The organism is Kitasatospora sp. NPDC056273, from assembly GCF_042268845.1.
Classification (GTDB): Bacteria; Actinomycetota; Actinomycetes; order Streptomycetales; family Streptomycetaceae; genus Kitasatospora.
This window is the reverse complement of sequence record NZ_JBHJSJ010000029.1, coordinates 1-21,925: the sequence shown is the minus strand read 5'-3', so window position 1 is coordinate 21,925 and position 21,925 is coordinate 1. Positions and strand designations below refer to the sequence as shown.

21 protein-coding genes and 1 tRNA gene are annotated in these 21,925 nt (G+C 74.2%); 7 read left to right on the top strand and 15 right to left on the bottom strand.

What is annotated here, in order from left to right; all coding sequences use genetic code 11:
- Positions 1–314 precede the first annotated feature (314 nt).
- The gene (locus tag ACFCY1_RS24270) at positions 315–1,268 is read left to right on the top strand and encodes a PAC2 family protein (RefSeq protein WP_049650984.1); all 954 of its coding nucleotides are present in this window, start codon (positions 315–317) and stop codon (positions 1,266–1,268) included.
- A gap of 97 nt (positions 1,269–1,365) precedes the next feature.
- Here the strand turns inward: ACFCY1_RS24270 and mshC are convergent, their stop codons facing one another.
- From mshC to ACFCY1_RS24240, 6 genes are all read right to left on the bottom strand, one after another.
- Positions 1,366–2,595, bottom strand: a complete 1,230-nt coding sequence (mshC, locus tag ACFCY1_RS24265; RefSeq protein WP_049650985.1) for a cysteine--1-D-myo-inosityl 2-amino-2-deoxy-alpha-D-glucopyranoside ligase — start codon at positions 2,593–2,595, stop codon at positions 1,366–1,368.
- A 228-nt stretch (positions 2,596–2,823) separates the two neighbouring features.
- On the bottom strand, positions 2,824–3,660 hold the full coding sequence (locus ACFCY1_RS24260; protein ID WP_049650986.1) for a carbohydrate-binding protein: 837 nt from the start codon (positions 3,658–3,660) through the stop codon (positions 2,824–2,826).
- A gap of 124 nt (positions 3,661–3,784) precedes the next feature.
- Entirely contained in the window at positions 3,785–4,663 is an 879-nt protein-coding gene (locus ACFCY1_RS24255) for an AraC family transcriptional regulator (RefSeq protein WP_049650987.1), read from the bottom strand.
- Between the two features lie 180 nt (positions 4,664–4,843).
- Positions 4,844–5,641, bottom strand: coding sequence for an SCO1664 family protein (locus ACFCY1_RS24250; RefSeq protein ID WP_074002602.1), 798 nt, complete (start codon positions 5,639–5,641; stop codon positions 4,844–4,846).
- A gap of 44 nt (positions 5,642–5,685) precedes the next feature.
- Positions 5,686–6,255 carry a DUF3090 family protein gene (locus ACFCY1_RS24245; protein WP_049650988.1) on the bottom strand — a complete coding sequence of 190 codons (570 nt, stop codon included), beginning with the start codon at positions 6,253–6,255 and terminating at the stop codon, positions 5,686–5,688.
- 197 nt (positions 6,256–6,452) lie between these two features.
- Positions 6,453–7,145, bottom strand: a complete 693-nt coding sequence (locus tag ACFCY1_RS24240) for a histidine phosphatase family protein (RefSeq protein WP_049650989.1) — start codon at positions 7,143–7,145, stop codon at positions 6,453–6,455.
- A gap of 161 nt (positions 7,146–7,306) precedes the next feature.
- On the opposite strand from ACFCY1_RS24240, the gene ACFCY1_RS24235 reads away from it, so the two are divergent.
- Positions 7,307–8,287, top strand: coding sequence for a magnesium and cobalt transport protein CorA (locus tag ACFCY1_RS24235; RefSeq protein ID WP_049650995.1), 981 nt, complete (start codon positions 7,307–7,309; stop codon positions 8,285–8,287).
- Positions 8,288–8,338: 51 nt separating this feature from the next.
- Here the strand turns inward: ACFCY1_RS24235 and ACFCY1_RS24230 are convergent, their stop codons facing one another.
- Positions 8,339–9,385 (bottom strand): LLM class F420-dependent oxidoreductase, encoded by a 1,047-nt coding sequence (locus ACFCY1_RS24230; protein WP_117487218.1) that lies wholly within the window; start codon positions 9,383–9,385, stop codon positions 8,339–8,341.
- A 240-nt stretch (positions 9,386–9,625) separates the two neighbouring features.
- On the opposite strand from ACFCY1_RS24230, the gene ACFCY1_RS24225 reads away from it, so the two are divergent.
- The gene (locus tag ACFCY1_RS24225) at positions 9,626–10,606 is read left to right on the top strand and encodes an aldo/keto reductase (protein ID WP_074002315.1); all 981 of its coding nucleotides are present in this window, start codon (positions 9,626–9,628) and stop codon (positions 10,604–10,606) included.
- Positions 10,607–10,665: 59 nt separating this feature from the next.
- Complete coding sequence (locus ACFCY1_RS24220; RefSeq protein WP_375876037.1) at positions 10,666–12,858, top strand: helix-hairpin-helix domain-containing protein; 2,193 nt, start codon at positions 10,666–10,668, stop codon at positions 12,856–12,858.
- Positions 12,859–12,978: 120 nt separating this feature from the next.
- Here ACFCY1_RS24220 and ACFCY1_RS24215 read toward each other — a convergent pair whose 3' ends face one another.
- Positions 12,979–13,584 (bottom strand): hypothetical protein, encoded by a 606-nt coding sequence (locus tag ACFCY1_RS24215; RefSeq protein ID WP_049660402.1) that lies wholly within the window; start codon positions 13,582–13,584, stop codon positions 12,979–12,981.
- Positions 13,585–13,947: 363 nt separating this feature from the next.
- On the opposite strand from ACFCY1_RS24215, the gene ACFCY1_RS24210 reads away from it, so the two are divergent.
- The gene (locus ACFCY1_RS24210; protein ID WP_037901221.1) at positions 13,948–14,157 is read left to right on the top strand and encodes a DUF5703 family protein; all 210 of its coding nucleotides are present in this window, start codon (positions 13,948–13,950) and stop codon (positions 14,155–14,157) included.
- A gap of 157 nt (positions 14,158–14,314) precedes the next feature.
- Here ACFCY1_RS24210 and ACFCY1_RS24205 read toward each other — a convergent pair whose 3' ends face one another.
- From ACFCY1_RS24205 to ACFCY1_RS24195, 3 genes are all read right to left on the bottom strand, one after another.
- A complete protein-coding gene (locus ACFCY1_RS24205; protein WP_375876036.1) occupies positions 14,315–15,196 on the bottom strand; it encodes a chaplin in 882 nt (293 codons plus the stop codon).
- 348 nt (positions 15,197–15,544) lie between these two features.
- Positions 15,545–15,787 (bottom strand): chaplin, encoded by a 243-nt coding sequence (locus ACFCY1_RS24200; RefSeq protein ID WP_074002312.1) that lies wholly within the window; start codon positions 15,785–15,787, stop codon positions 15,545–15,547.
- 279 nt (positions 15,788–16,066) lie between these two features.
- Positions 16,067–17,398, bottom strand: a complete 1,332-nt coding sequence (locus tag ACFCY1_RS24195; RefSeq protein WP_049659731.1) for a M20/M25/M40 family metallo-hydrolase — start codon at positions 17,396–17,398, stop codon at positions 16,067–16,069.
- Positions 17,399–17,702: 304 nt separating this feature from the next.
- Here ACFCY1_RS24195 and ACFCY1_RS24190 point away from each other — a divergent pair.
- Positions 17,703–17,787 (top strand) — tRNA-Leu (locus ACFCY1_RS24190).
- A 188-nt stretch (positions 17,788–17,975) separates the two neighbouring features.
- On the opposite strand, the gene ACFCY1_RS24185 is transcribed toward ACFCY1_RS24190, so the two are convergent.
- On the bottom strand, positions 17,976–18,395 hold the full coding sequence (locus ACFCY1_RS24185; RefSeq protein ID WP_375876035.1) for a hypothetical protein: 420 nt from the start codon (positions 18,393–18,395) through the stop codon (positions 17,976–17,978).
- 456 nt (positions 18,396–18,851) lie between these two features.
- On the opposite strand from ACFCY1_RS24185, the gene ACFCY1_RS24180 reads away from it, so the two are divergent.
- Entirely contained in the window at positions 18,852–19,475 is a 624-nt protein-coding gene (locus tag ACFCY1_RS24180) for a MarR family winged helix-turn-helix transcriptional regulator (RefSeq protein WP_375876034.1), read from the top strand.
- Here ACFCY1_RS24180 and ACFCY1_RS24175 read toward each other — a convergent pair.
- The 3 genes from ACFCY1_RS24175 to ACFCY1_RS24165 all read right to left on the bottom strand — a co-directional run.
- Positions 19,468–20,829 carry a chloride channel protein gene (locus ACFCY1_RS24175; protein ID WP_375876033.1) on the bottom strand — a complete coding sequence of 454 codons (1,362 nt, stop codon included), beginning with the start codon at positions 20,827–20,829 and terminating at the stop codon, positions 19,468–19,470. The genes ACFCY1_RS24180 and ACFCY1_RS24175 overlap by 8 nt on opposite strands.
- Positions 20,830–21,028: 199 nt before the next feature.
- Positions 21,029–21,763 carry a TetR family transcriptional regulator gene (locus ACFCY1_RS24170; RefSeq protein WP_375876032.1) on the bottom strand — a complete coding sequence of 245 codons (735 nt, stop codon included), beginning with the start codon at positions 21,761–21,763 and terminating at the stop codon, positions 21,029–21,031.
- An 86-nt stretch (positions 21,764–21,849) separates the two neighbouring features.
- The coding region (locus ACFCY1_RS24165; RefSeq protein WP_374214750.1) for an acyl-CoA dehydrogenase family protein at positions 21,850–21,925 on the bottom strand (76 nt) is incomplete at its 5' end.

Genomic DNA, 21,925 nt, shown 5'->3' with positions numbered 1-21,925 from the left:
GCGGGCCCGTGCGCCGGGCGGCGGCGGGCACAGCGCGTCGCCGGTCGAACACGCTCCGCCCCTGGTGAACGCCTGACGGACCGTCAGCTCCGGCGCCGCCGATATCCGGTGGATCCCGGCGGTCCGCTCCCCCAGACTGTCCCGGTGCCCGGCCGCGGTGCGCATCAAAGCCCGTAGGCTGGGCAGGTAGGGACCATGGAGCGAGGCGTTCCATGGGAGACGAGAGGTTCGACAGTCGGCAGCCGGCCCGTCGGCGCCCCGGCAGGCCAGCCGGGGCGGCGCAGGTCCGACCGCCGACCGGAGGGAGACGCTGGGTGATCGAGCTGGAAGATGTTCCCGAGTTGATCGACCCGGTGATGGTCTGCGCCTTCGAGGGCTGGAACGACGCGGGCGACGCCGCCTCCGCGGCTCTGGCACACCTCGACGAGACCTGGAACGGCAAGGTGTTCGCCGCACTGGACGCGGAGGACTACTACGACTTCCAGGTCAACCGGCCCACGGTCTGGCTGGACGGCGGCATCCGCCGGATCACCTGGCCGACCACCCGGCTCTCGGTGATCCGGGTGACGGAGCCGACGACCAGGGACGTCGTGCTGGTCCGCGGCATCGAGCCGAGCATGCGCTGGCGCTCGTTCTGCAACGAGCTGCTGGGCTTCGCCCACGAGCTGGGCGTCGAACTGGTGGTGATCCTGGGCGCCCTGCTCGGGGACACCCCGCACAGCCGCCCGGTGCCCGTCAGCGGGGTCACCTCCGACCCGGACCTGGCCCGCCGGCTGGACCTCGAGGAGAGCCGCTACGAGGGCCCCACCGGCATCGTCGGGGTGCTCCAGGAGGCCTGCACCCACGCCGGGGTGCCGGCCGTGACGCTGTGGGCCGCGGTGCCGCACTACGTCTCGCAGCCGCCGAACCCGAAGGCCACCCTGGCCCTGGTCAACAAGCTCGAGGACCTGCTGGACCTGCGCATCCCGCCGGGCGAGCTCGCCGAGGACGCCCGGGCCTGGCAGCTCGGCGTGGACCAGCTGGCCGCCGAGGACAGCGAGGTGGCCGAGTACGTCCAGCAGCTGGAGGAGGCGCAGGACACCGCGGAGCTGCCGGAGGCCTCCGGCGACGCCATCGCCCGCGAGTTCGAGCGCTACCTGCGCCGCCGGGAGAACGTCGGGCCGACCGGCGAGAAGCCGGTGGCCGGGCACGCCACGGCGGAGCGGCCGGCCGATCCGGAGGCGCCGGGCGGCGCCCGGGAGAGCCAGGACGGCGCCGAGGACGAGTAGCCCGTACCGCACACGCCGAAGGGGCGTCGGGACCGCGTGGTCCTGACGCCCCTTCGGCGTGTGCGGTGGCCCCGGCGCCGGGGCTACCGCACCCGGGTCACAGCGCGACGCCGAGCAGGGCGTCCACGGTGCGGGTCACCAGGCCGGGAGCGCCGATGTCGGTGCCGCCCTCGGTCTCCTGCCGGTCCGCCCAGCGGTCGACCGCGGCCAGCGCGGCGGGCGCGTCCAGGTCGTTCGCCAGCGCCTCGCGCACCTCGGCGAGCAGCTGCTCGGCCGAGGGGCCGTCCGGGCGGGAGACCGCGGCGCGCCAGCGGGCGAGGCGCTCGACGGCCTCGTCCAGGGTGCTCTTGGTCCACTCCCAGTCGGCCCGGTAGTGGTGCGAGAGCAGCGCCAGGCGGATCGCCGCCGGGTCGACGCCCTCGCGGCGCAGCGCCGAGACGAAGACCAGGTTGCCGCGGGACTTGGACATCTTGTGGCCGTCCAGGGCAACCATGCCGGCGTGCACGTACGCCTGGGCGTACGGGTGGGCGCCGGTGGCGACCTGGGCGTGCGCGGCGCCCATCTCGTGGTGCGGGAAGGAGAGGTCGCTGCCGCCGCCCTGGATGTCGAAGGACATCCCGAGGTACCGGAGGGCGATGGCGACGCACTCGATGTGCCAGCCGGGGCGGCCGTGGCCGAGCTCGGTGTCCCAGGCGGGCTCACCCGGGCGGGCGGCCAGCCAGAGCAGGGCGTCCAGCGGGTTGCGCTTGCCGGGGCGGTCCGGGTCGCCGCCGCGCTCGGCGAAGACCGGGCGCATGGCCTCGCGGGTGAGGCCGGAGACCTCGCCGAAGCGCGGGTCGGCGTCGACCGAGAAGTAGATGTCGCCGTCGACGTGGTAGGCGGCGCCGGAGGCCAGCAGCTTCTGCACGATCGGGACGATCCACGGGATCGACTCGACGGCGCCGATGTAGTGGGCCGGCGGGAGCATCCGCAGCGCGGTCATGTCCTCGCGGAACAGGGCCGTCTCGCGCTCGGCGAGGGCGGTCCAGTCCTGGCCGGTCTCGACCGCGCGGGCGAGCAGCGGGTCGTCGACGTCGGTGACGTTCTGGATGTACAGGACGTCGTGACCGGCGTCCCGCCAGACGCGCTGCACCAGGTCGAACGCGTTGTAGGTGGCGGCGTGGCCCATGTGGGTCGCGTCGTAGGGCGTGATGCCGCAGACGTAGATCCGGGCGGTGCCGTCCTGCGGCACGACCTCCCGGACTGTGCCCGCTGCGGTGTCGTGGATACGGAGGGGGAGCCCCTGACCAGGCAGGGCGGGAACCTCGGAGGCGGGCCAGGCATGCATGGAAACAACTTTAACCTTGCGAACATTTGAAAGCCTAACCAGTACGAAAGATCGACTGGATTCGTTTCCAACCGTTGCCCGACAGTTTCCCGACTGGTATTGCACGGATCCGGCGCTGTCGGAACGCGTGGTGTACGCCCCCGCACCCGGCTCCGGGCATGGGTGAGCGCCCGGTCGGCCCTGCCGCCGACCGGGCGCCCGGCTCCTCGGGTGGAGCGGCCGGAGCCGCTACGACCGCTGCCAGAGGGCCGGCACGTTCGGCGGCTCCCAGCCGGCCATGGCGGTGTGCGCCTGGAGGCAGGTGTAGGAGACGCCGGAGTAGGTCACGCGGTCGCCCGCGTTGTACGAGGTGCCCGCGGCCCAGCTGCCGCCGGGCGGCGTGGTCGGGCCACCGGTGGAGGTGGAGGTCGGGGTGGGCGTGGGGCTCGGCGTGCCCGGGGTCTGCGCCACGTTCAGCACGAAGTCGTAGCTGCCCTCGCGGGTCGACCCGTTCTGCCGGACGTTCATCAGCAGCCGGGCGTCGTAGATGGTGTCCGTGTTGTTGCGCGGCTCGCCCGGGAAGTACAGCTGGGTGGTGACGATCGAGCGGCCGGGGGCCTGGAGCTTGACGTGGATGTGCCGGGTGCGGCCCGGGTAGAGGCCGGGCACGATGGTGTCCAGCTTGTAGGCGCCGTTGGCGTCGGTGAACTGGTGGCCGCGGAAGGTGTATCCGCTGTTGTCGTAGTTGCCGCCGTCGTCGGCCTGCCAGAAGTCCAGCAGCACACCGGAGATGGGCCGGCAGGCGCGGCCGAAGACGTAGCCGCTGACCACCAGGCGGGTGCCGGGGCCGTCGTTGACCATCGAGCTGCGCAGCGGGGAGTTGGGCTTGAAGTACGGGCCCTCGGTCTGCTCGATGGTGGGGGCGTCGCCGTCGTGGCACTCGGGGGTGAGGGCGAGCGGCTCGCCGGTGCCGATCTGGTCCCGGGCCAATGCGACCCCGCCGCCGACGAGCAGCGGGGCGGCCCCGAGCGCGGCGGCGGCCTTGAGGACGGTCTTGCGGCTGATCATGCCGTCGGGCGTGGGCATGCGCCGTCTCCTTATCGTGAGGCGGGGGGTGGGGGCGGCCCTTGCCATGGTGGGGGCATGACAAGGGCCGGACCGGCCGCCCGTCCGTGCGCGCCGGACCGGCCACCGGTGGCCACCAGCAAAGTTACGGGCCGTCCGGTGCGACCGCGATGGACATGATCCGGGGATCGTGGTGATTTCCGTCGACCCTGGACCGGAACTCCCCCGGGGTCATCCCGGTCTCCCGGCGGAAGAACCGGCAGAAGTACGCCGGGTCGACGAAACCCGCCTCCTTGGCGACCTGACGGATCGTCAAATCCGTGCAGGCGAGCAGCCGTTTGGCCTCCAGGGTCTGCTGGCGGCGGATCAGACCGCCGGGCGTCCGGCCGGTGGCCTGCTTCACCAGGGTCTGCAAGTGCCCCGGGGAGACGCCGAGTTCCTGCGCGGTGGAGGCCACCGAGTGCCGCACCCCGCCCGGCCGGGCGATCAACCGGGTGAAGGCGGCGGCCACTTCGGCCGGGCGGCCGGGCACCGACGGGCGGTCGGCCGGGGCGCAGGCGCGCAGCGCCCGGACGATCAGGATGTGCAGGCTGGCCCGCAGCACGCCCTGGTAGCCGGGCCCCCTGGTCCGGTACTCGTACTCCATGTCGGCGAGCAGCGCGGCGACCGCGTCGGCCTGGTCGCCGAGCGCGAGGGCCGGGCGGGTGGCCAGCGCCCGCAGGGCGGCGAGGTCCTGGGGGTGGCCGAGCAGGAAGTCCTCGTTGAACAGGACGACCCGGCCGACCAGTTCCTCGGCGTCCGCCCAGTAGTGCACCTGGCCGGGCGTGATCACGCACAACTGCGGCGGCGCCAGCGGCCGGTGGACGAGGTCCAGGACGTGGGCGCCGTGGCCGCCGGTGACGTGGACGATCTCGTAGAACGAGTGCCGGTGGGGGAAGCCGGCCCGGGAGAGCGGGCCGATCGCGTCGAAACTGCCGATGGCGAAGGGGAGCAGCTGGGGCAGCGGGACCTGTAACCGGTGCAACGGCAGGTCCGGCGTGGTTCGGGGGGTGGGGGTCGTCCGTCGCACATCCATCGGAGCAGTGTGCGACCTGTTCCGGGGACAGGTCCAGACCATCTGCCGCCGTTTTCGACGAGCGGTCCGGACCACCGGCGCTCCGGGACACCGGTTCGGGCACCGGTTCGGACCCGCCGAAGCCCCGTCCTAGACCGGCGGCCAGGGGATCGCGGGCCAGTCCTCGGGCGGCAGCGGGTGCCGGCCGGAACCGCGCAGCGCGGCCACCCGGGCCCGGGTGGCGTCCAGTTCGGCCGCCGTCAGGTGCGGGGCGAGGCGCTCGGCGAGCTCGCCGTCCAGCTGTTCGGCCAGCCGGGCCAGCACCTCCAGCGCCTCGGCGGGCAGCGGGTCGCCGGCCCAGCCCCAGAGCAGGGTGCGCAGCTTGTCCTCGGTGTTGAAGGTGACGCCGTGGTCGATGCCGTACACCCGGCCGTCGGCGGCCGGGATCAGGTGGCCGCCCTTGCGGTCGGCGTTGTTGAGCACCGCGTCCAGGACGGCGAGCCGGCGCAGCCGCCGGTCGTCGTGGTGAACCAGCAGGGCCGTCCGCCCGCCCTCGACCTCGGCCCGGACGATCGGCAGCCAGCCCGCCTCCGGGCCGCGCGGGTCCTGGAGCGCGAGCAGCGGCTCGGCCGTCGGGTCCGGCTCGACCCACAGCTGCAGCATGCCGGGCCCGTGCGGGCCGTCGCGCAGCACGGTGGGCGGGATCAGCGCCCAGCCGGTCGCGGCGGACAGCTCGTACGCGGCGACCTCGCGGCCGGCCAGCGTGCCGTCCGGGAAGTCCCACAGCGGGCGCTCCCCGGCGACCGGCTTGTAGACGGCCTGCGCGCTCAGCGAGCCGTGCGCCACCGTGCAGTACAGCGCGGCGTTGGAGGCGTCGGTGAGCCGCCCGTGCACCGTCAGCCCGCCCTGGCGCAGCAGCGCGAGGGCGGTGGGCACGTCGGCGGCCAGCGCGGCGGCGGCCGACGGGTCGGCCTGCGGCGGGGTGTCGGTGTTCAGCGCCGGTAGCCGTTCGCGCGCGGGCACAGGTGGCCCTCCGGGTCGAGCGGCAGGTTGCAGAACGGGCAGGGCTTGCGGCCGGCCGCGACCAGGTCCAGCGCGCGCTTGGCGAAGACCCGGGCCATCGCGCCGGACAGCCGCACCCGCAGCATGTCCGGGCCGTTCTCGTCGTCGGTGAAGGCCGCCTCGGCGGCGTCCTCCTCCTCTTCCTCCTCGACCAGCGCCTGCGCCTCGACCACCAGGCAGGCGTCCACGCTGTCCCAGGCCAGGGCCATGGTGCCGACCCGGAACTCCTGCTCGAGCGGGAGGTCCAGCGGCGCGGTGTCGAGCAGGTCGTTCGGGGCGGCGGCCGGGATGGACGTGTCGCCGCCGCTGCGCCGCAGCGCCTCGTCCAGGACCTCCTCGATGCGCTCGGCGAGCGCCGCGACCTGGGTCTTCTCCAGCAGCACGCTGGTGATCCGGCCCCGGGCGCTGGCCTGAAGGTAGAACGCCCGGGCGCCGGGCTGGCCGACGGTGCCGGCCACGAACCGTTCGGGCTGGTCGTAGAAGAAGACCTGACGGGGCACGCTCTCGCTCCGGATCGTGTCGGTCGGCGCGGTTCCGCCGGGGGCGGGCCGCGGCCGGATGGACTCGCTAGTCACCCTACGACCTTCGGGCTCCGGCCGGGGAGCCGAGCCGACGGCCGCGGGCGGGGTGGCACCCGGGGAAGCGAACGGTGCCGCCGCGGACGGCGCCTCCCCGGACGGCCCGTCGGCGGCGCGGCCTAGACGGTGCCGCCGACCACCGCGTCGCCGGCCGGGGTGGCCGCCGCCGGGCCCGGCCGGGGGGCGAGCGAGGCGAGGTCGCCGGTGTCGCCCATCCTCAGCACGAAGGGCCGCTGCGGGGTGTAGCGGATCGCGGTGACCGAACAGGGCTCGACGCTGATCCGCTGGAAGTGGTCCAGGTGCAGCCCGAGCGCGTCGGCCACCACGGCCTTGATCACGTCCCCGTGCGAGCAGGCGATCCAGACCGCGTCCTCGCCGTGCTCGTCCGCGATCCTCCGGTTCCACTCGCGCACCGCGTCCACCGTGCGGTGGCTCAGCTCGCGCAGCGACTCCCCGCCGGGGAAGGCGGCCCCGGCGGCGTGGTCCTGCACGGTGCGCCAGAGCGGCTCCTTGGCCAGCTCGGCCAGCGGACGGCCGGTCCACTCGCCGTAGTGGCACTCCCCCAGCCGCTCGTCCTCGGCCGGCGGCCCGAGCTCGGGCCGGACCGCCAGCAGCGGCTCCAGCGTCTGCCGGCAGCGCTCCAGCGGGCTGCTGACCGCCCGCACCAGCGGGATGCCGGCCAGTCGGCCGGCCAGCGCGGCGGCCTGGTCCCGGCCGGTGTCGTCGAGGTCCACGCCGGGGGTCCAACCGGCCAGGATTCCGGCGGTGTTCGCGGTGGAGCGGCCGTGACGGACGAGCAGCAGGGTGGGCATGGGGTCAGCCTACGGCCTCCGGGCCCGGCCGTGGAGACCGGATTTCCCGCCCGTCCGGCCCGCGGCGGCCGGGTCCGCCACCGCCCCGGCCGCCGGGGGCCGGTGGACCGGAATCCCCCGGATCCGTGCCGGACGGCCCCGCTCGGGTGACAATGGCCCGCATGATCGTCCACTGCGCCGCCTACCACGACGGCCGCCGCATCGAGGCCCCCGAGGACCTGGCCGGCGCGCTCGCCGCCGCCCGCGCGGCCGGTCCGGACGGCTTCGTCTGGATAGGCCTGTTCGAGCCCACCGCCGAGGAACTCGACCGCGTCGGCCAGGAGTTCGCGCTGCACCCGCTGGCCGTCGAGGACGCCGTCAGCGCCCACCAGCGCCCCAAGGTGGAGGCGTACAAGGGCTCGCTGTTCGTCGCGCTGAAGACCCTCGGCTACCACCCCGGCGGGCACGTCGTCACGGTCGGCGAGGTGATGGTCTTCCTCGGCCCGGACTTCGTGATGACCGTCCGGCACGGCGAGGACAGCCCGCTCGGCGGACTGCGGGCCGCCCTGGAGCAGGACCCCGAACAGCTGCGGTACGGGCCCAGCTCGGTGCTGCACTCGGTCTGCGACACGATCGTCGACGGCTACATGGACGTGGCCGCGGGGCTCCAGACCGACCTGGACGAACTGGAGGCGGACATCTTCTCCCCCTCCCGGGTCGACCGCGACACCGCCGGACGGATCTACGGCTACAAGCGCCAGGTGATGTCCGTGCGCCGGGCCACCGGCCCGCTGCTGGAGCCGATGCTGGCCCTGGAGCGCGGCGCCCGCTTCGTCCGCCCCGAGGCCGCGCCCTACCTGCGGGACGTCGCCGACCACGTGGCCCGGGTGAACGACCAGGTGGACGGCATGGACCGGCTGCTGTCCGACATCCTGAACGCCAACCTGGCGCAGGTCAGCGTCCAGCAGAACAACGACATGCGGAAGATCTCGGCCTGGGCGGCGCTGGCCGCCGTACCGACCATGATCGCGGGCATCTACGGGATGAACTTCGAGCACATGCCGGAGCTGCACCAGATCTGGGGGTACCCGGCGGTGCTGGTGCTGATGACGGTGGTCTGCCTGGTGCTGCACCGGGTGTTCAAGCGGCACGACTGGCTGTAGCGCCGGTGGTCGGACCACAGGCGGTCGGGCCGCTCGGACACCCGGCCCCGGTCAGGCCAGTCCGGCGCGCTCCAGCGCCTCGACACCGGTGCGCAGCGCCAGGATCCGCTCGTCCAGGGTGAACCCGGCCGGGGCCAGGGTGAGCGTGGTGACGCCCGCCTCGGCGTAGGCCTGCATCCGGTCGGCGATCCGGGCGGTGTCGCCGATCAGCGAGGTGGCGTCGATCAGGTCGTGCGGGACGGCGGCCGCGGCGCCCGCGTGGTCCCGGGCGAGGTACTTCTCCTGGACCTCGTCGGCGGCCTGCTCGTAGCCCATCCGCCGGGCGAGCTGGTTGTAGAAGTTCTTCTCCTTGCTGCCCATGCCGCCGATGTAGAGCGCGGCGTACGAGCGCAGGGCGTCGACCCCGGCCTTGATGTCCTCGCCGACCGCGAGGTTCACGGTCGGGCAGAGGTCGAAGCCCTCCAGCGTCCTCCCGGCCTTGGCCCGGCCGGCCGTCAGCGGGTCGAGGGAGAGCGCGGCGTGCTCGGGCGAGAAGAAGATGCCGAGCCAGCCGTCGGCGATCTCGCCGGTCAGCTCCAGGTTCCTGGGCCCGATCGCGGCGATGTACAGCGGGATGTGCTCGCGCACCGGGTGCACGGTGAGCTTGATCGGCTTGCCGGGGCCGCCGGGCAGCGGCAGCGTCCAGTGCTCGCCCTCGTGCACCAGGCGCTCGCGGGACATCGCCTTGCGGATGATCTCCACGTACTCGCGGGTGCGGGCGAGCGGCTTGTCGAACTTCACCCCGTACCAGCCCTCGGACACCTGCGGGCCGGAGACGCCGAGGCCGAGCCGGAACCGGCCGCCGGACAGGGTGTCCAGGGTCGCGGCGGTCATCGCGGTCATCGCCGGGGTGCGCGCCGGGATCTGGAAGATGGCCGAGCCGACGTCGATCCGCTCGGTCTTCGCGGCGACGAAGCTGAGCACCGTCGCGGCGTCCGAGCCGTACGCCTCCGCCGCCCAGCAGACGGAGTAGCCGAGGCGGTCCGCCTCCTGGGCCACGGCGATGTTGTCGGCGTCCATGCCGAGTCCCCAGTAGCCGAGGTTGATCCCGAGTCGCATCTGCCGCACCTTCCAGTGGGTTGGGGTTGGTCGCGAGGGTAACCGTGCCCGCACCGAACACGCTACTGACGGGTAGGGGTGGATCCGGTCACACCGGTGCTGTTGATCGTTCTGCGGGTCTGCACCTCTCTCCGCGCACCGGCCGCTACGCTCAGCCGACGTGGGGAGCGCTCTCCCCACCTGCGCGTTCACAGGGCCGCCGGGGCTCCCGGGGCCACCGGCCAGTGGAAGGCCCGTCCGATGGAAAAGCGTCACCTCGGCCGTACCGGCCTCCAGGTCTCCCGACTCGGCCTCGGCACCATGACCTGGGGCCGCGACACCGACGAGCAGGAGGCCGCCGAACAGCTCAAGGAGTTCGTCGACGCCGGCGGCAACCTGGTCGACACCGCCGACGTGTACGCGGACGGCGGCGCCGAGTACCTGATCTCCCGGCTCACCGACAGCCTGGTCCCCCGCTCCGAGCTCGTCATCGCCACCAAGGCCGGCAGCGTCCCCGAGTCCGCCCGCCGCTTCGACGGCTCGCGCGGCCACCTGCTCGCCGCCCTGGACGCCTCGCTGCGCCGGCTCGGCACCGACTACGTCGACCTGTGGCAGGTGCACTCCTTCGATCCGGTGACCCCGGTCGAGGAGACGCTCAGCGCCCTCGACATCGCCGTCTCCTCCGGGCGCGCCCGCTACGTCGGGGTCTGCGACTTCAGCGGCTGGCAGCTCGCCAAGTCCGCCGCCTGGCAGCACGCCCACCACGGGCGGGTGCCGCTGGCCGGGGCGCAGCTGGAGTACTCGCTGCTCCAGCGCGGCATCGAGCGGGAGGCGCTGCCCGCCGCACTGGACGCCGGGGTCGGGGTGCTGGCCGGCTCGCCGCTCGGGCGCGGGGTGCTCACCGGCAAGTACCGGCACGGCGTCCCGCAGGACTCGCGCGGCGCCTCGCCGTACCTGTCCGGATTCGTCCAGCCGTACCTCGGAGAGCGCTCGCGGCGGATCGTGGACGCCCTCGCCACCGCCGCCGACGGGCTCGCCAGCACCCCGCTGGCGGTCGCGCTGGCCTGGGTCCGGGACCGGCCCGGGGTGGCGAGCGCCCTGGTCGGGGCCCGGACGGTGGCCCAGCTGCAGTCGGCGCTGTCGGTGGAGGCGCTTACGCTTCCGGATGAGATCCGTGGTGCGCTGGACGACATCTCGTCGCCGGTGCACCACTACCCGGACCAGGGGTGGACGGAGCTGTGACCACCGGCCCGGGTCGTCGAGCAGAACCTGCAGTGGAGTGACCTTTGGAGCGGACGACGATGACTGACACGGGGAACGGCGCTCCGGAGGTGACCGCCGGGGCCAAGCTGACCCCGGAGGCGAAGGCCGCGAAGTTCGCGGAGCTGGCCCAGCGGATCCGCGGCATGCAGCCGGAGGACGCCGCGGACCGTGCCGCACGGGCGGGTGCCGCCCGTGCGGAGGCCTCGATGGCGGAAGCCCCGGCTGAGGAGGATCCGACGGAGGAGGCCCCGGAGCCCGGAGGGTCGGAGCCCGGCGAGCCGGAGCCGGCCGCCGCGGCCCCGGTCCCGGCCGCCCCCGTTCCGGCCACCCCGGTCGCGGCCGCCCCCGCTCCGGCCCGGGTTCCCGCCCCGGCCGCCCCCGCCCCGGTGGTGTCCGACCGGCGGCGCGAAGAGGTGCTCCGCGCCACCGTCGAGGTGCTGACCGCCGGCGGCGCCCCGGCCGACCTGGCGGCCGCCGCCGTGGCCGCGCTCGGCGAGGAGGCGCCCGCACGGCTGCGCGAGGACCCGTGGACGGTGCTGGGCCTGCCCGGCGTCCGGCCCGAGCACGCGGACGGCTTCGCCCGGGAGCTGCTCGGCGCCGGCGCCGGCCCGGGCGACGAGCGCCGCGCCCGGGCGCTGGTGCCGTGGCTGCTGGAGCAGGCGGCGCTGCGCGGGCACTCCGCCCTGGAGCTGGCCGAGGTGGCGGTCGGGCTCGACCGGCTCCGGATGCCCGAGCCGGCCACCGCGATCCAGGCCTCCGTCGAGGACGGGCGGGTGCTGTCCTTCCAGGAGGAGCTGACCGGCCCCGAGGCGCACGCGGCGGGGGGCGACGAGGAGGACGAGGCGCCGACCCGGACGCTGCTCGCCCTGGCGGGGCTGGCGATGGCCGAGGACAGCCTCGCCGAGAAGCTGCTCCAGCTGATGGCCACCTTCGTGCCGGGCGAGGACGCCGAGGAGACCGGGGACGCCGACGATTCCGAGGACGCGGAGGCCGGGGCGGAGGCCGCCGAGGGCTCCGCCCAGCAGCCCCCCGCCGCCCCCGGCCCGGCCGCTTGGGCGGCCGCCGCCGAGGCCGCGTCGTCCTCCTCCGCGACCGCCCTGATCAAGGCCGTCGCCGAGCACGCCCTGGTGCTGCACACCGGCGGCGAGGCGGCCCGCGCCGAGCCGGCCGCGCTGGTCGCCGCCGCCCGCGGCCTCGGGCTGCGGGCCTGGGCCGCCACCTGGACGGACCAGGGGCGGGACTCCCTCGCCGCGCTCGCCGAGGCGGGCGCCGGGGCCCCCGTGGTCACCCTCGCCGAGCTGCTCTCCGGCGCCGCCGGCCCCGGCCGCGCCCCGGACGGCACGCTCGCCCTGGACCTGCTCGTCGTGCTGGACGCCCCGCTGCTGGACGTCGACCTGGCCGCCGTCGTCCTGGAGTCGCTGGCCGACGGCACCCGGCTGGTGCTCAGCGGGGACCCGGGGCAGCTCTGGTCGGCCGGCCCCGGGCGGGTCTTCGCCGACCTGCTGGCCGCCAAGGCCTGCCCGGCGGTCGCCTCCCGCACCCCGGACTTCGGCCCGATCGGCGAGCTGGTCTCCGGTGTCGGCATCGGCGAGCTCCAGCCCGTCGAGGCGCCGGACAAGGAGGTGGTCATCCTGACCGCCAAGGACGCCGGCGAGGCCGTCCACCGCGCCGTCCAGCTGCTCACCGACTCCATCCCGCGCGCGCTGGGCATCCCGGCCGAGCAGGTGGTGCTGCTCACCCCGGGCCACGGCGGCCCGGCCGGCACCCGCGCGCTGAACGCCGCCGCCAAGGCCCGGCTCAACCCCGGCCCCGGCCGGTTCGGCGGCTTCGACCCGGGCGACCGGGTGGTCGACTCCCCCACCCCCGGCGTCACCCGCCCGGCCCGGGTGCTGGACGGCGACGCCACCGGTCTGCACCTGGAGTACGCGGACGGCTCGCACCGGACCGTCCCGCCGGCCGAGGCCGCCCGGCTGCGGCACGGCTGGGCACTGACCGTCCACCAGGCGGTCGGCCGGCGCTGGCCGGGCGCGGTCGTGGTCGTCCCGGAGGACGCCGCCCAGGCGCTCACCCGGCAGTGGGTCTACACCGCCTTCGGCCGCGGCGAGCGGCACCTGTCCGTGGTGCACGCGGCGGGCCCGGCGCTCGTCCAGGCCGTCGCCGAGCGCCAGGCGCAGTCGCGCACCACCCGGCTGCGGGCGGTCCTCGCCGAGAACGCCGCCTCGGCGTACTGACCGGCGTTCCGGCCGGCCCCGCTCCGACGGGCCGCCGGCCGGAACGCACGACGGGCGGGCCCCGGTGTTCCCGGGCCCGCCCGTCGGCCGTCCTGCACGGCGTCGGTCGTCCTGTCCGCGTCAGTCGTCCGGGTCCTCGTCGTCGTAGACCTCGCTCACGTCGAACCGGCAGATCAGCAGCTGCGGGTCGGCGTGCTCGAAGGGCTCGGGCAGCCACTCGCCCGGCTCGGTCGGCTCGGTGGCCGCGACCCAGAGCGTCGAGTCGGCCTCCTCCAGGCCGAACTCCTCACTGCGGGCGGCGATCTCGTCGGGCTCGTACTCGCCGAACAGCACGCCGATCGCGGCGTTCACCCCGCCCGCGCCGGCGCCGCCCGGGGTCAGCGACTCGTCCAGCCGCTCGGCCTGGGCACGCAGCCGCTCGGGGTCGACGACGTGGTAGTCACGGCGGATCAACACGCTGATCGCCTCGGGCTGTTCGGGGCCGTGGTACCCGCCGGGGCCCTCGTCCCCGGGGATCTCGAAGGGCGTGACCTCGTCGTAGGCCTCGTACAGGAGCTGGTCGTAGGCGATGGCCGCCGTCGCGAGCTGCTCGTAGGCGGCGGTGACGGCGGGATCATCGGCTGCGTTGGGGCTTGACACCGCTTCCAGATGACGGTCGATGGCGGCCTTGACCGCCTCAGCGGCGGCGCGTACCTCGGCAATGGTGGGCTGCGCGGCATCAGACATGGTGCAGACGCTATCTCCCCGCGGTGTCGCCACGCACAGCGGTTGTCACCTACACCCGCGATTTCACCGCAACTTCCCCCCTGATGTCCGATCCGTCCCGCTTCGTCCCCACGCGCCACCGGCGCGAAGCGGGCGCGGAGGGCGCACGCCGGGCCCGCCGAGGCCGTCCGGCTGCCGCTTCGCGCGCCGGGATCGGGGTATCCCCTCCACAGTGGCAACAGGACTGATGCACTGTCAGTCGGCGGCCGGGGCCGCACCCGTTCCGACCGTCGCCCGCGCACGGGAGGACGGCCGGAAATACCCGGGCCGACTGTCCGGGGCAGGCCGTAGGCTTGCCTGAAGGTGATCCCCAGGAGGAGCGTTTTGACCCCACGGAAGCCGGTCCGGCAGCCGGAGTACGAGTACCAGTCCCTGCGCATGCCGCGCGGCACCACGCGCAACGCGGCGCGCCAACTGCTCACCGAGCACGCCGAGTACGGGCACTGGGAGCTCGACCGGCTGCGGTTGTTCCCCGACGGCAGCCGGACGGTCCGGCTGAAGCGGCGGATCATCCGGCAGGTCCGGAACTGGTGACGGGCGGGGCACCGCGGCCCCGGGCGGCAGCGAGCCCTCACGCGTCCGCGGCCGCCCGTTCGCTCGGCGGCCGCGGATGCGTCGTTCCTCAGGTACGCCCGGGGGCGGGCGCGCACCGGTCCCGCTCAGTGCGCGCCCTGGTTCCCCGCCCGCCGTGTCAGCGGGCGCCGGCCCGGGCCCGGCGGTAGAGCACGCCGCCGCCGAGCAGCATCGCGAGGCCGGCGGCCCCGAGCAGCTCGACGTTGCCGGCACCGGTGGTGGCCAGCTGGGCGGACGGCGCCGGCTTGGCGGCGGGCGCCACGGCGGCGGACGCGGAGGTGGCCGGAGCCACGCCGGTGCGCGCGACGCTCGTCACCTCCTCGGAGGAGGTCTGCGGCGGGGTCGGGCAGGTCTCCACGCAGCCCTCGGCCGGCGGCGTCGGGGTGACCTTCTCGACCTTCTCCACATTGGCGCAGTCGTTGCCGAAGGCCGGGTTGCCGACGCCGGCCACGTTCACCGAGTTGCCGCAGGCGTTGACCGGAACGTCCACCGGCGCCTGGACGCTGTTGCCCGAGAGCACGCCCGCCGAGTTGGCGGCGACACCGGAGGCGCCGGCCCCCGGGACGTCGACACCCGTGCCATCGGCACCCGGAACCTTGGTGGCCGGACCCGCGGCGTCCGGGACGGCACTCGCCGGGAGGGTACTGGCCGGCAGAGTGCTGGCCGGGAGGGTGCTGGCCGGAGCCGTGGCACCCTGGCTCCCACTGGCACTGGAGCTGTCGGTACGGCCGGCGCCGGTGGCGCCGGACTGGCCGCCATGGGCGGGCTTGGACGCCTGATGGCCGCCGCCGCTGACGTTGGCACAGCGGTTGCCGAAGGACGGGTTCAGCAAGCCGATCACATCGATCGTGTTGCCGCAGGCATTGATCGGCACCTCGATCGGCACCTGGACCGAGTTGCCCGAGACGACACCGGGTGAACCGGTGGCCACCCCCTGCGCGTCGGCGCCCCCCGCGTAGGCGTAGCCGGCGGTCGAGGCCAGCACACTGCCGGTGGCCACGGCCGTGAGGATCCCCTTCTTGGCTACTTTCCTCATGTTTTCCCCTGACATTTCGAGACGACGTGTCGACCTTGGCATGAACCTTGCAAAAAAGTCGGAATTTCCGTATATCCGTAAATCACGCAAGGGCTTCGGCTGCACACGGGTTAACGAGAGGCCAACGGGGAGGTTGAGCAACGAAACCCCGCTTCACTCGATCGAGTGATCGTGTCGGATCCCGTGTATCCGGTATCCCGGCGCGGACGCGAACGCCCCCGGCGCGGACGCGAACGCCCCCGGCGCGGCGCGTCCGCCGCCCGGGGGCTCGCGTGAGTCGGCTCAACAGGCCCCGACGGCCCGGAGGTCGACTCAGAAGTTGGCGCAGTGGTTGGCGAACGCCGGGTTCAGCACGCCCACGACGCTCACGGTGTTGCCGCAGAGGTTGACCGGGATGTGCACCGGAACCTGGATCTGGTTGCCCGAGACGACACCCGGGGAACCGGCGGCCACACCCTCGGCGGCGGCGCCGCCCTGAGCGGACGCGACACCGGCGGCGGCGAGCACCAGGCCACCGGTGGCGGCGGCGACAGCGGCGATCTTCTTGACCTTCATCATTCCTCCTGTATGGACAACGCAACCCGTTCGGCGGGCTGCACAGGGATGAACGACGCTGCGGCAAACGGGGTACGGAGTGGATCTCCCATTCACCCGCAACGGTGAGATCTCGCACACATGATCGGCCTGGAATTCCGAGCAGAATCGCTTCTGTCGATCTCTTTCTTCCTGTCCCACAATCATCAGCTCGGACAATGCGGTCGGCCCGCCCCCGGAGCCCCGGGAGCGGGCCGACCCAGTCACCTGATCAGCGCGGGCACCGCCGCGCGGAACGGCTCAGCAGGCGTCGATGAAGCGGTCCAGCACCCGGGCGCCGAACTTCAGCCCGTCCACCGGCACCCGCTCGTCCACGCCGTGGAACATCCCGGCGAAGTCCAGCTCCGGCGGCAGCTGGAGCGGCGCGAAGCCGAAGCAGCGGATGCCCAGGTCCTGGAAGGACTTGGCGTCCGTCCCGCCCGACAGGCAGTACGGCACCGCGCGGGCGATCGGGTCCTCGGCCCGCAGCGCGGTCTGCATCGCCTCGACCAGGGCCCCGTCGAAGCCGGTCTCGATCGCCTTGTCCGAGTGCAGGCTCTCGCGCTTCACGCGCGGGCCGAGCACACTGTCCAGCTCGGCCAGGAACTCCTCCTCGTAGCCGGGCAGGAAGCGGCCGTCCACGTGCGCGGTGGCCTGACCGGGGATCACGTTGACCTTGTAGCCGGCGCCGAGCATGGTCGGCTGGGCGGTGTTCCGCAGCGTGGTGCCGATCATCTTGGCGATGCCGCCGAGCACGCGCAGCGTCTCGTCCATGTTCTCCGGGTCCAGCTCGACCCCGAGCGCGTCCGACAGCTCGTCCAGGAAGGCCCGGACGGTCTTGGTGATCCGCAGCGGGAACTGGTGCCGGCCGAGCCGGGCGACCGCCTCGCACAGCTCGGTGATCGCGTTGTCGTCGTTCTCCATCGAGCCGTGGCCGGCCCGGCCCTCGACCGTCAGGCGCATCCAGTGCATGCCCTTCTCGGCCGTCTCCACCAGGTAGAGGCGGACCTGGTCGTTGACCGTGAAGGAGAAGCCGCCGACCTCGCCGATCGCCTCGGTCACGCCCTCGAACAGCCCCGGGTGCTTGTCCACCAGGAAGCGCGCCCCGTAGGTGCCGCCGGCCTCCTCGTCGGCGAGGAAGGCCAGCACGATGTCGCGCGGGGGCTTGCGCCCGGTGCGCAGCCGGTCGCGGATGACCGCCAGGGTCATCGCGTCCATGTCCTTCATGTCCACCGCGCCACGCCCCCAGACGCAGCCGTCCGCGATCTCACCGCCGAACGGGTCGTGGGTCCAGTCCGCCGCGTTGGCCGGCACCACGTCGGTGTGGCCGTGGATCAGCAGGCCCGGACGGGAACGGTCCTCGCCCTCGATCCGGACCACGGTCGAGGCCCGCCCCTTGGCCGACTCGAAGATCTTCGGCTCCAGCCCGAACTCGGCGAGCTGCTCGGCCACGTACTCGGCCGCCTTCCGCTCCCCCGGGCCGGATCCGTCCCCGTAGTTGCTGGTGTCGATCCGGATCAGATCGCGACAGATCTCGGCGACCTCCGACTCAGCCGTCACCTTCGGCGCCGCCGACTCGCTCCGCTCGCTCACGGTCACTCCTCGCGTCTTGGGCCCGCACCGACGCACCAGCGCGCCACCCCCAGGACCTGCACCCGGGCCGTACGAGCACGTCCGCCCATCCTCCCCCAGCCCCCGATCCCGATCCAGCCCCCGCACGTTCCCGAAACCCGCTGGTCACGCCCCCGCCACACGCCGCCCCTTGCCCCCGCCACCCGTCGGACCCGCCCGCCGGGAGCCCGCCGGAAACCGTTTTGGGACCCCAAGCCGATCTTTGCTACAGTTACATCTGTCAGCGCGACGGACGAGAGATCGGAAGCCGCGAGGACGACACCTAGTCCGGGTGGCGGAATGGCAGACGCGCTAGCTTGAGGTGCTAGTGCCCTTTATCGGGCGTGGGGGTTCAAGTCCCCCCTCGGACACCGAAAGAAAGGCCCCAGTTGATCTGGGGCCTTTCTGCTTTTCCGGTGCGGACCGCCCCTGTGGCGCGGGTCACCGCTGTGGTGCGACCGCCACGGGCGGATGCCCGGCCGGTGGGAACCGGCCGGGCATCCGGGTGGGCCTGGCCCGACGGGACGGTGCGGGTCACGCCCGAGGTGGCAGGGCTCGGTCAGCCCTCGTTGGCAGCGGCCGGAGCGGCAGCCTCGGCCGGGGCGGCAGCGGGGGCGGCAGCCTCGACCGGAGCCGCGGCAGGAGCCGCAGCCGGGGCGGCGGCAGGCGCGGCGACCGCGGCGGCCGGGGCGTCGGCGGGGGCCGCGGCCGGGTCGACGAAGGTGGCGCCGGAGCCCGTGAAGGAACCGGAGACGCCGCTGTCGTCCGCCCAGATCCAGAAGTCCTCGTGCGAGACACCGTCGGGGCCGACGTGGGATTCGACGGCCGCGAGGCCGGCGCCGTTCTGGTTGGCGGTAAAGAAGCCCTGGCCGAAGTTCGCGTCGATGCCTCCAGTGCCGGCCGAGGCGAGGCCGGCGCAGCCGAGGACCAGCGGAACGGTGAGGGCGCCGACAGCCACGACTCGCTTGAGAGCACGCATGAAAATCTCCTCCACGGAGTTTCTGGATCGAGTGGCGGCGCCGGTCGGCCCCGCCGCGATTCAGACAGCCACGGCCCGCACCCCGCCGCAACCGGCGCCGCGACCCGTCCGGCCTCACGCCCCGTCAGAATCGCCGATCCCACCAGCGGAAATACAGTTCGTATGCCTATCTCGCAGGATCAGTCGGCTGGAGCACTCCCCCGTCACCCCTCGTCCCGATCGGCCCCCCGCCACGGACCGCCGCCGCACCGCCCGTCCCGCCCCGTCCCTCGGCAGCGTCATTCGAACGGGCCGATACGCGGCTCCGGCGTACGGGAACGGTTGGCTGGCGACTCGGGCGGCCGACGCACTCTCGCGGATCGCACGTCCGGCTCCCATCGAAGTCCCGCCCTCGGCGGGCGAGTTGACGGACCACCCCCTTGACAGGCGCGCCGCACAATGCAGAATGACTTCATTATGAAGCAGGTACATACATCGGAGGAAGCGGCGGCCGGCCCGCTGGGGCGGGATGCCGAGGGCCGGCTGTACGACAGCAGGGTGCGGACGGCCATGGGCGTGTTCACCAAGGGCGGGGACACCCTGGCGCTGGAGGCGGCGGCCGCCGCACGCTCGGCGTTCCACGCGGTGGAGAAGCTGCGGGCGCACGGATCACGAGGACGGGGGCTGAGCGCGGGGGCGCTGGACGTGCTGGTGCGGCTCGGTGCGGCGAGCAGGACGGGTGGAGCGGACGGAGGAGGTGAACCGGGCCTGACGGTGGGCGAGTTGGCCCGGGCCGGCGGGGTGAGCCCGCGCAATGCGACCGGCCTGGTGGACACCCTGGAGCGGGAGGGTCTGGCCCGCCGCTCCCCCGACCCGAACGACCGCCGGGCGGTGCTGGTCACCGCGACGGACGAGGGGCTGGCCTGGCTGGAGGAGTTCCGGGCGCCCACGGAGCGCGCGATGGCCGCCGTCTTCCGCGGCTTCAGCGCCGAGGAGCTGGCCCAACTGCGGCACCTGTGCCTGCGGTTGGTGGAGAACCAGCAGCAGATCGAGCAGTACCTGACCGCGGTCCCGGACGGCCCGGGTTCGGAGGTCAGCTGACCCCGGATTCCTCCGTGCGGCCGGCCGGGGCGGCCTCCCGCTTCGGCCGGCCGCGCAGCGCCTCCGCGGTGATGAAGGCCGCCACCGTGGCCACGATCAGCAGCGGCATCGAGTTCGCCGCCTCGCCGCCGAGCAGGGCCGCCGCCAGGACGGTACTGGTGACGGGCAGGCCGGTGACGGCGGCACCGGAGGCCGCGAGGCCGACGGCCAGGGCGGGCGCGGCACCGAAGCCCGGCAGAGGCGCGCAGGCCGTACCGAGCGCCGCGCCGAGCAGGATCGCCGGGAAGATCGGGCCGCCGCGCAGGCTGCCGAGGGCGATCGACCAGCCCAGCCCCTTGCAGAGCACCAGGGCGAGCAGCGCGCCGACCGGCCAGGCGGCCGGGTCGGCGGCGAGCGTGCCCAGGGTGGCCTGCCCGGAGAGCGCGGCCTCCTCCGGGGAGCGGCCGGTGAGCAGGGCGTACGCGGCGAGGCAGCCGCCGACGGCGACCGCGCACAGCACGGTGCGCAGAGCCGTCTGCCGGGCGGTGCCGGTCGTGGCGAGGACCTTCACCCGGCGGCCGACGGTCTGCCCGGCCACGCAGACCACGGCGATCGCGACGGCCAGCGGGACGCCCCAGAGGAAGTCACCCGCGTCCGGGACCCCGCTCTTCGGCACCTGCGGCAGCGAGAGCGCGCCGATCGCCAGGCCGGTCCAGTGGCCGAAGCCGGTGAAGACCAGCGCGCCGACCCCGCCGGCCAGCAGGCTGGGCAGGATCAGCGCGATCAGCTGCGGGCCGCCCAGCCCGGCCGCCTCGATCAGCATCACGGCGGCGACCAGCGGGCTGCCGAAGATGGTGGAGATCGCGGCCGCCGCCCCCGCCGTCCCCAACACCGCCACCAGCTGCGGCTGTTCGGCACGTCGGGCGGACCGGACGGCGAGCAGGGCGAGGCCGCCGCCGAGCGCCATCAGCGGTGCCTCCGGGCCGAGCACCACGCCCAGCGGCAGACCGGCGAGCGCGGCCAGCACCACGCCGGGGACGGCGACCGGCGGCGTGGGCGGGCCGCCCAGCCCGTCCACCGGGACGTGGCCGCCGCGCCCGGGCAGCCGGGTCACGACCGGGGCGAGCAGCAGGCCGGCCAGCAGCAGCGCGGGCAGCGGCCACCACCAGGGGGCGCGCCCGTAGCCGACCGCGGCCGGCAGGCTCTCCCAGACCCAGTGCTGGAGTTCGTGCTCCAGGCCGACGAAGCCGAAGGCCGCCAGCGAGACCGGGATGCCGACCAGTGCCGAGATCAGCAGCAGGCGCGGGTAGCCCTTGTGCAGCAGCACCTCGTGCAGGGTCGGGCCGCTGCCCGGCTGCCGGGACGTCGTCGGCATCGCCGCTCCCTCGCGCTCCCGGGCCGCCCGCCGCCCGGGAGGCCCCGTCCTGCGACCGAGTCTCGCCCGGCGCCGGGAGCCGCGCACGGCGCACGGGCCGTCAGCCGGGGCCGCTGCGGGCGCGGCTGCGCCGTCCGGGTGACGGTCGGGGGCGGGCGTACCGGGGCGGGGGTTCCTTGCCGGGCCCGTACGACGGGCCTCAGCGGGCGTCGGTGCCCAGCGCGCTCTCGATGCTCTGGACCATCCGCCACAGCGGCGCCCGGCGGCTGGCGACCAGCACCACGACGTCGTCGGACTCGACCTCGGCGGCGGCCTCGGCCGGGCGGTCGCCCCAGGTGCCGGTGACGAAGGCCATCGCCGCGTCCACCTCGGCCACCCAGTCGCTCTTCCCGCCCGAGCGCAGCCAGGTGCGCAGGGCGTGGTTGTGCGCGGAGACGACGGCGGCGGCGATCACGTCCGCGCGCAGGGGGCCGTCCGGGCGGTCGGCGAAGCGGCCGCGCAGGTAGGCGGCGAGGGTGTGCTCGTAGCGCCAGACCACGGACAGCTCGTACGCCCGCAGGCCGGGCACCTTGCGGGTCAGCCGGTAGCGCTGGACGGAGAAGGAGGGCTGCTCGGCGTACATCCGCAGGACCAGGCGGGCGGCGTCGCAGGCGTGCTTGACCGGGTCCTCCTCGCCGGTGCCGGACTCCAGGAACTCCGTCATCTCGGCGAGGCTGCGCTCGTGGTCGGGGAAGACCACGTCCTCCTTGGCCGGGAAGTAGCGGAAGAAGGAGCGCCGGCCGACGCCGGCCAGCGAGACGATGTCGTCGACGGTGGTCTGTTCGAAGCCGCGCTCCAGGAAGAGCTCGAAGGCCGCGGCCACCAGCGCCTCGCGCATCGCCGGCTTCGAGGGCCCGTCATTCATGGGCTGGTCCTGCTCTTCCTTCTCGCTCATCCACCGGAACCTAACATCCGTGCGCGGGGTCGGCGCCGACGGCCGGGCCGCTCCCGGGACCGGCCGTCGGTGCGTGTGTGTGCGCGTTACGGGAGGTTGCGGGCCATCACGATCCGCTGGACCTGGTTGGTCCCCTCGTAGATCTGCGTGATCTTCGCGTCC

Coding starts and splice junctions, on each gene's coding strand:
- ACFCY1_RS24225 (WP_074002315.1), top strand. CDS start 9,626: ATGGAAAAGCGTCACCTCGGCCGTACCGGCCTCCAGGTCTCCCGACTC.
- ACFCY1_RS24200 (WP_074002312.1), bottom strand. CDS start 15,787: ATGAAGGTCAAGAAGATCGCCGCTGTCGCCGCCGCCACCGGTGGCCTG.
- ACFCY1_RS24175 (WP_375876033.1), bottom strand. CDS start 20,829: ATGCCGACGACGTCCCGGCAGCCGGGCAGCGGCCCGACCCTGCACGAG.
- ACFCY1_RS24170 (WP_375876032.1), bottom strand. CDS start 21,763: ATGAGCGAGAAGGAAGAGCAGGACCAGCCCATGAATGACGGGCCCTCG.
- ACFCY1_RS24260 (WP_049650986.1), bottom strand. CDS start 3,660: ATGCCCACGCCCGACGGCATGATCAGCCGCAAGACCGTCCTCAAGGCC.
- ACFCY1_RS24220 (WP_375876037.1), top strand. CDS start 10,666: ATGACTGACACGGGGAACGGCGCTCCGGAGGTGACCGCCGGGGCCAAG.
- ACFCY1_RS24180 (WP_375876034.1), top strand. CDS start 18,852: ATGAAGCAGGTACATACATCGGAGGAAGCGGCGGCCGGCCCGCTGGGG.
- ACFCY1_RS24235 (WP_049650995.1), top strand. CDS start 7,307: ATGATCGTCCACTGCGCCGCCTACCACGACGGCCGCCGCATCGAGGCC.
- ACFCY1_RS24240 (WP_049650989.1), bottom strand. CDS start 7,145: ATGCCCACCCTGCTGCTCGTCCGTCACGGCCGCTCCACCGCGAACACC.
- ACFCY1_RS24185 (WP_375876035.1), bottom strand. CDS start 18,395: ATGCGTGCTCTCAAGCGAGTCGTGGCTGTCGGCGCCCTCACCGTTCCG.
- ACFCY1_RS24215 (WP_049660402.1), bottom strand. CDS start 13,584: ATGTCTGATGCCGCGCAGCCCACCATTGCCGAGGTACGCGCCGCCGCT.
- ACFCY1_RS24230 (WP_117487218.1), bottom strand. CDS start 9,385: ATGCGACTCGGGATCAACCTCGGCTACTGGGGACTCGGCATGGACGCC.
- mshC (WP_049650985.1), bottom strand. CDS start 2,595: ATGCATGCCTGGCCCGCCTCCGAGGTTCCCGCCCTGCCTGGTCAGGGG.